This is a genomic window from Sphingobium sp. CCH11-B1 (genome assembly GCF_001556865.1).
Lineage (GTDB): Bacteria > Pseudomonadota > Alphaproteobacteria > Sphingomonadales > Sphingomonadaceae > Sphingobium.
Genome location: NZ_LSJY01000150.1, coordinates 1 through 6,724 on the forward strand (window position 1 = coordinate 1; position 6,724 = coordinate 6,724).

At 66.4% G+C, this 6,724-nt stretch carries 7 protein-coding genes; 3 read left to right on the forward strand and 4 right to left on the reverse strand.

What is annotated here, in order from left to right; genetic code table 11:
* The first annotated feature begins 41 nt into the window (after positions 1 to 41).
* Entirely contained in the window at positions 42 to 461 is a 420-nt protein-coding gene (locus tag AX724_RS15875; protein WP_231736706.1) for a replication initiator protein A, read from the forward strand.
* Positions 462 to 1,264: 803 nt separating this feature from the next.
* Here the strand turns inward: AX724_RS15875 and AX724_RS15880 are convergent.
* On the reverse strand, positions 1,265 to 2,797 hold the full coding sequence (locus tag AX724_RS15880) for a type IV secretory system conjugative DNA transfer family protein (RefSeq protein ID WP_231736707.1): 1,533 nt from the start codon (positions 2,795 to 2,797) through the stop codon (positions 1,265 to 1,267).
* A gap of 316 nt (positions 2,798 to 3,113) precedes the next feature.
* Between AX724_RS15880 and AX724_RS15885 the strand changes: the two genes are divergently transcribed.
* On the forward strand, positions 3,114 to 3,374 hold the full coding sequence (locus tag AX724_RS15885) for a hypothetical protein (RefSeq protein WP_021320008.1): 261 nt from the start codon (positions 3,114 to 3,116) through the stop codon (positions 3,372 to 3,374).
* Between the two features lie 253 nt (positions 3,375 to 3,627).
* Here the strand turns inward: AX724_RS15885 and AX724_RS15890 are convergent, their stop codons facing one another.
* Genes AX724_RS15890 through AX724_RS15900 form a run of 3 tightly spaced genes read right to left on the reverse strand, consistent with a single transcriptional unit; the run spans position 3,628 to position 4,479 of the window.
* A complete protein-coding gene (locus AX724_RS15890) occupies positions 3,628 to 3,912 on the reverse strand; it encodes a hypothetical protein (RefSeq protein ID WP_066547841.1) in 285 nt (94 codons plus the stop codon).
* Entirely contained in the window at positions 3,912 to 4,136 is a 225-nt protein-coding gene (locus tag AX724_RS15895) for a conjugal transfer protein TraD (protein WP_066768130.1), read from the reverse strand. The genes AX724_RS15890 and AX724_RS15895 overlap by 1 nt, the downstream gene beginning before the upstream one ends.
* Positions 4,137 to 4,149: 13 nt before the next feature.
* Positions 4,150 to 4,479 (reverse strand): conjugal transfer protein TraD, encoded by a 330-nt coding sequence (locus AX724_RS15900; RefSeq protein WP_066484508.1) that lies wholly within the window; start codon positions 4,477 to 4,479, stop codon positions 4,150 to 4,152.
* 168 nt (positions 4,480 to 4,647) lie between these two features.
* On the opposite strand from AX724_RS15900, the gene traA reads away from it, so the two are divergent.
* The coding region (gene traA / locus AX724_RS15905; protein ID WP_066768132.1) for a Ti-type conjugative transfer relaxase TraA at positions 4,648 to 6,724 on the forward strand (2,077 nt) is incomplete at its 3' end.

A 6,724-nucleotide genomic window follows, 5' to 3' on the forward strand; every position in this document is an offset into this window, starting at 1 on the left:
TCCGTCCAATCTCCGCCAAGCATGCTCAAGCTTCACGATTTTTGCAACAGAGCCAAAAGTCGCTGCTCACCATGCACCCCGATTACTTCCTGCTATCCGGGGGGTTGGAGCGGGCGCTGTATCGCATCGCGCGCAAGCATGTCGGCGCGCAGCAGGGTGGGTGGGTGTGCCGGGTGGAGCTGCTACGCGACAAGACCGGCAGCGACGCCCAGCCCAAGGAGTTCAACCGGATGCTCCGGCGGGTGATCGAGGCCGACCAGCTCCCCGACTATACGATGGAGACGACCGAGACGGCCGACAAAAGCCCCGCCGTCCTGTTCAGGCGACGCGGCGAGGCCGAGGCGCTGGCGCTTGCCGAGCGGATGCGGGCCGAAGAGGAGCGGCGCGCGCGCTTCGACGTCGATCGCCGGCGAACCGAGGAGGTCGACGCCCGCATGGATCGGCTCGCCGGGCGTCGCTGACTATCGGGGTTTCACCCACCGCAGCCGTCACTATCGGGGTTTCGCCCACCGGCCCGAGTCGACCGGCCGGCCGCACCGCGCCGCGATCGAGGCCGAACGGCCCGCCAGCTTGTGGATAACCGTCCCGGAAAGCCGCTTTTCAGGATTGGCGGACTCGGGGGATCACCCACCATCGCTTCGGGGGATCACCCACCGGACTATCGGGGGATCACCCACCGAATCACGGGGTTTCACCCACCATGCACATCCGCAACTGCCTGATAGCAAAGCGAAGATTCCGCTTCGCGCGGCCCTTAACCTTCTTAACGATTCCTCTTTAACAGAATCTCTTAACCCCGAGCGGCACCGCTGGACCCGCAGAAGCCCGTTAGGCTAGGACAACGGCAGCTCCCTCCATCAACGACATCACACGTCCGAAAGGGGGAAACGGAATCGGCCTAACGGCCGATGCGCTTTAGTTGCGTGCCGCCTTCGGCGTCACCAGGGCGGCGCAAGCGCCGCAGGCTTTCCGGAAAAGCCAAGCGCGACCGGCGGCGCTTCGACTTCGAGCGACAGTGACCGGCAAATCGGTCTCAGGGGCGGGTTTCCGGGCCGTGGTGCGCCGATCGAGAAGCGAGGGGAGGGCAGAGCCCTACGAAGGCCAGGGCAGCGCCAGCGCGGCCCCTCGCGCTAACTGGTCAGATCGACTATGACGTGCGAAGCGAGCTGCCCAGCGATCGCGACCGGACCCGCCGCGGCTGCTACCCGTAGCGGGTCCAACTTCCGGCCCGGCGGTGTGTGGACTTCGTGCTTTCGGCGACCGTTCAGGCCGGATCGAACAACCCGGCAAACTCGCGCTGATCGTAATAGCGGATTTTTTCGACCGCGAGCGGGTGTTCGCCCTGGCGCAGCAACAGAACCTGGTCGGGCCGCATCCGCATGATTTCGTCAGGGGTGGCGAGCCGCCGGGCGGTGACGTGTGCGCTGACGCTTTCCGAGGGGCCAGCGCGGTTTTCACCCCAGCCGGTGCCGCGCGAGGTGCTGACGGTATCATATTCCAGCGTCGTGTCGCCGATCGTGCGCGAGAGCATGTCGGCGGTTGCGTGATCGTTGACCCCGAACGCTTGGATCACGCCGGCGTTGGACATGAACGTACCAGCGCGCTCGCCATAGTTCGCCTTGAGCTGGTGCATGTCCTGGAGGATCGGCCAGAGTTGGAGGCCATAGCCCGCCATCAGCCCCATCGCGCGCTCCACCGGCTCCAGACGGCCAAGCGCGGCGAACTCGTCGAGCAGGAACAATACCGGACGGGCAGGGCGGGCGGTCGATCGCGCCATGTCGGTGACGGCTTGCGACACCAGGAGGCGCAGCCAGCGGGCATAGGTGTCGAGCCGATCGGGCGGCAGGCACAGGAACACCGTGGCGGTCGATTCCTTCAATCCCGCGAACGTGAAATCCGACGTGGCCGTGCTGGCGACGATGCGCGGGCTATCGAGAAAGTGGGTATGGCGCTGGGCCGACGACAGCACGCCCGCGGCTTCGCGATCGGACTTGCCGAGCTGGCGGTTGGCGGCGCGCGCGACCAGGCCACCGGCACCGGCGCTGTCCTGCATCGCGGCTAGCAGATCGGCGAAGCGGGCAGGGGCAAGCGTCAGATACTCGCGCACCGTCGCCAGCGTCCGGCGATCGAGGGGTTCGGTGGTGACGACATGGAGGATCAGCCCGGCGATGAGCGCCTTGGCTTCCTCGTTCCAGTGCGCTTCGCCGGACTGTCCCGGCGCGTCATGGACCAGGGCGTCGGCGAGCGTGTTGGCATCTTCCGCGAGATCGAGGCTGGCGGGATCGAGCCGATCGAGCGGATTGTAGCAGGCAGGGGGCCGGCCCGACACACCGAACGGATCGAGGCACCAGACCGGCCCCTTGGTGGCGCGGGCGCGGGCGGTGACACGCGCGTTCTCACCCTTGGGGTCGATGCAGATCACCGAGCGATCGAGCAGCAGCAGGTTGGGGATGATCGTGCCGACACCCTTCCCCGACCGGGTCGGAGCCATCGTCAGCAGATGTGCCGCGCCGTCATAGCGGAGCAGCTTCCCCGATTTGGCGGAGCGGCCGATCAGGAGATCCCCGCTCGCTTCCAGCTTTCGCACGTCGGCGCGGTCGCCGAAGCGGGCCGACCCCAGCAGCTCGCTTTGCCGGTTGGCGGCGCGGCTGTTGATGCGCCAGGTGGCGGCGATCAGCCCGACAAGGACCAGGAACGACACCGTGCCGGAAATGCTGCCCACCCCGAAGATGCCTTCGAGCCAGCGGGCGGTCGCATAGGTGTAGGCGCTTGCAATCGTAGCGGCGTCTGCTCGCAAACGGAGCGATTTTCTGCTCACTCTTTCTGCCACTGGCGCATGGCCTCGTGCTCGAATTATCTGCCAGTGTGCTCGCCATCATCCGGCGCTGCTTGCAAACGGGGCGTCGTGCTCACACTCCCTGCCAGTGGGTTCTCCAAACCCGTCGCCGGCAGACGCTTTTGCGAAGCGGGTTTCCAGAACAGTTTTGACACGCGGCGGGCCGCAGAAATGCGTTGCGGTCATGGCCCGCCGGCAGGATCGTCAGAAAGGAAGGTTTTCGCGAACAGGGCCAGCGCATAATAGGCGATGACACCACGCAAGCGGAAAGGGTGCGATGACCAAAACCGAAATGCTGGAGACGATGAAACGCCTCGACGCCCATGCGAATGCCCTGCTGCTGATCGGTGCTTCCGATATCGATCTGCTCGGCGGCATGTTCGACGTGATGCCGGACTTCAAGGCGCTGCTCGATGCCGGATACGGCGAAGAGATCGAGAGAAACGCCGGTCGCTTCCCCGGCCTGCACCGCTACGCCGTCATGCTCTCAAATATCGCCGAAGGGATCGCGGACGGCTCCATCCGGGTGCCACGCTGACGCCACTCCCGCTGGCAGATAATGTGAGCAGGCGACCATGACTGCGAGCAGCGCCGGATGATGGCGAGCACATTGGCAATTAGCGTGAGCAGACTGCTCCGCCCATTGTCAGATAATCCGAGCAGAAAATCGCTCCGTTTGCGAGCAGACGCCGCTACGATTGCAAGCGCCTACACATAGGCGGCGACGAACGAGACGACGATCGCGAGCCGCCAGGAGATCGGTCGACGCCCGCCGATGAGCGGCCCCGCCATCAGCGCGCCGCCGCGACGGGCGTAATCGGCAGGGACCGATCGGAGTCGGGATGATCGAGCAGCCGGAGCAGGATTTGCGTGGCGAGGGGAGGGGGGACCGCCTCGACCAGCATCATCTCGAAGAACGCATCGTCGTTGGGCGTCGGGATCATGTCCTCGATCACGAGGTTGGCGCGCGAGTCCGCCATGTCCTCGCGCCACATGGCGACTTCCGCCGGCGTGCCGCGCGTGAAATCCATCGCGCGCACTTCGGCGCGGATCGCCTCGATATCGAAATCCGCCATCAGCTCGCCTCCGTCGTTTCCGCTTCCGCATCGAACGCCCGCTTGCCGCGCCGCTTCCACAGCGCCAGCACGTCGCCGGCATCATCACCGCGCGCGCGGCCGGCGAGATCGAGCAGCGCGCCGTAGAGCGTCGCGCGATCGTCGTCGGTCAGCTCGACTAGTCCGGCTTTCTGGACCAGCCCGCCCAGCTCGATCAGGTGGCGCGTCCGTTCGCGGCGTTGCACGACCCAGACCCTGCTATCCGTTCGCCGTTCCGCCGCTTCCGCCCGCAGCGTCGCCGCCCGGTTCAGCCGCAGCGCCCGATCCGTCGATTGCAGCAGCGTTGCCACCTTTCCGCCCGCGCCGCTGAAAGAAGGCGGCGCCTTTCACGCGCCACGCCTCCTTCGCTTCTGTATCCTTGGACGCGACGGCATCGAGCAGCGCGCCGGCGAGCGTTTCCATGTCGAGCGCGTCCGCGCCGGTGGCGGTGACGAGCTGGCCGAGCTGTTCGATGCGACGTGCCTTGATCGCCTTGGCACGGTTCTCCAGCGCCTTCAGCTCCGCATCATAGTCGCGCACCTTGCGCATGGTGCTCTCTCCTTCCGCGTCAGGTCCACCGCAGCCTAGCAAACGAGAGCGGACAGGCAACCCACAACCGGAACGTTCGGCAGTCAATCACAGGAGCGAAGCGAATGATGAGTGCGCGCTTATACGTCGTTGCCGACGTGCGCCCAGAAGTGCAATAAGCAGGGCGTCATGGCGATCTACCATTTCTCCGCCAAGGTTGTGAGCCGCGCAAACGGATCGAGCGCCGTCGCGAGCGCCGCCTATCGTTCCGCGTCCGAGCTGCACGACGTCCGACTTGGACGCGATCACGACTTCTCGAACAAGGCGGGCGTGATCCACTCCGAGGTAATGTTACCGGAGGGCGCGCCGGAGCGTTTAAACGATCGCTCGACCTTGTGGAACGAGGTGGAGGCTGGGGAGAAGCGCAAGGACGCACAGCTTGCCCGCGAGGTGGAGTTCTCGATTCCGCGTGAGATGAACGAGAAGCAGGGCGTCGCGCTCGCGCAAGACTTCGTGAAGAAGCAGTTTGTCGATCGCGGCATGGTCGCCGACCTGAACGTGCATTGGGACAAGGCGAAGGACGGCACGCCGAAGCCGCACGCACATGTCATGCTGGCGATGCGCGATGTGGGGCCGGAGGGGTTCGGCAAGAAGAACCGCGACTGGAACTCGACCGAGCTGTTGAAGGACTGGCGCGAGGCGTGGAGCGCGCACGTCAACGAGCGCATGGCCGAGCTCGGGCTTGAGGGCCGGATCGACCATCGCTCTTACGAGGCGCAGGGGATCGAGCTGGAGCCGCAGCACAAGATCGGCCCCGCTGCATCGCGGCGACCGGAGCAGGGGCTAGAGGCGGAGCGGATCGAGGATCACACGCGCATCGCCCGTGAGAACGGCGCGAAGATCATCGCCAATCCCAATGTCGCGCTGGACGCGATCACGCGGCAGCAGGCGACGTTCACCACCCGCGATCTTGCGACGTTCGCGTTCCGGCATAGCGACGGCAAGGAGCAGTTCGACCAGGTGATGGGAGCAGTTCGGGGATCGCCCGAGCTGGTCGCATTGGGGAAGGACGGGCGCGACCAGGAGCGGTTCACGTCCCGCGACATGATCGCGGTGGAGAACCGGCTTGAGCGTGCCGGCGACAAGCTGGCGAGCCGCGCCGGGCATGGCGTTGGCGAGGCTACCCGTGACGCCGCGATCGGCGCGGCCGAGGGGCGTGGACTTGTCCTGTCGGATGAGCAGCGCGACGCCTTCGATCATGTCACCGGCGATGCGGGGCTGGCGTTCGTCGTCGGCTATGCCGGTTCGGGCAAATCGGCGATGCTTGGCGTCGCGCGTGAGGCGTGGGAGGGCCAGGGCTACACGGTTCGCGGTGCGGCGTTGTCGGGCATCGCGGCCGAGAACCTTGAGGGCGGGTCGGGTATCGCATCGCGGACCATTGCCAGCCTTGAGCACTCATGGGGGCAGGGGCGCGAGCAGCTAGGTCCCAAGGACGTGCTGGTGGTGGACGAGGCCGGCATGATCGGCTCGCGCCAGATGGAGCGCGTGTTGAGCCAGGCACGCGACGCCGGGGCCAAGGTCGTGATGGTCGGCGACCCCGAGCAGTTGCAGGCGATCGAGGCCGGCGCGGCGTTCCGCAGCATCACCGAGCGCCACGGCGCGGCCGAGATCACCGAGATACGCCGGCAGCGCGAGGGCTGGCAGCGCGACGCCACACGCGCCTTGGCGACCGGACGCACGGGCGAGGCGATCCACGCCTATGACGGCAAGGGCATGGTCCACGCGGCCGACACGCGTGAGCAGGCGCGGGGCGAGCTGGTGGACGGTTGGGATCGCGCGCGCCAGGCCGAGCCGGGCAAGAGCCGGATCATTCTCACCCACACCAACGCCGAGGTGCAGAGCCTCAATGGTGAGGCGCGCGACCGGTTGCGGGCATCCGGTGATCTTGGCGACGACGTGACGGTGAAGGCGGACCGCGGCGAGCGGCAGTTCGCGACCGGCGACCGCATCATGTTCCTGCGCAACGAACGCGGCATGGGTGTCAAGAACGGTACGCTTGCCACGATCGAGCGGGTATCGCCCGAAGGCATGGCGGTGCGCCTAGATGACGGGCGCGGGGTCGCGTTCGACACCAAGGACTATGCCCATGTTGATCATGGCTATGCCGCCACCATCCATAAATCGCAGGGGGTGACGGTCGATCGCGCCCACGTCCTCGCCACCCCCGGCATGGACCGCCACAGCGCCTATGTCGGCATGTCGCGGC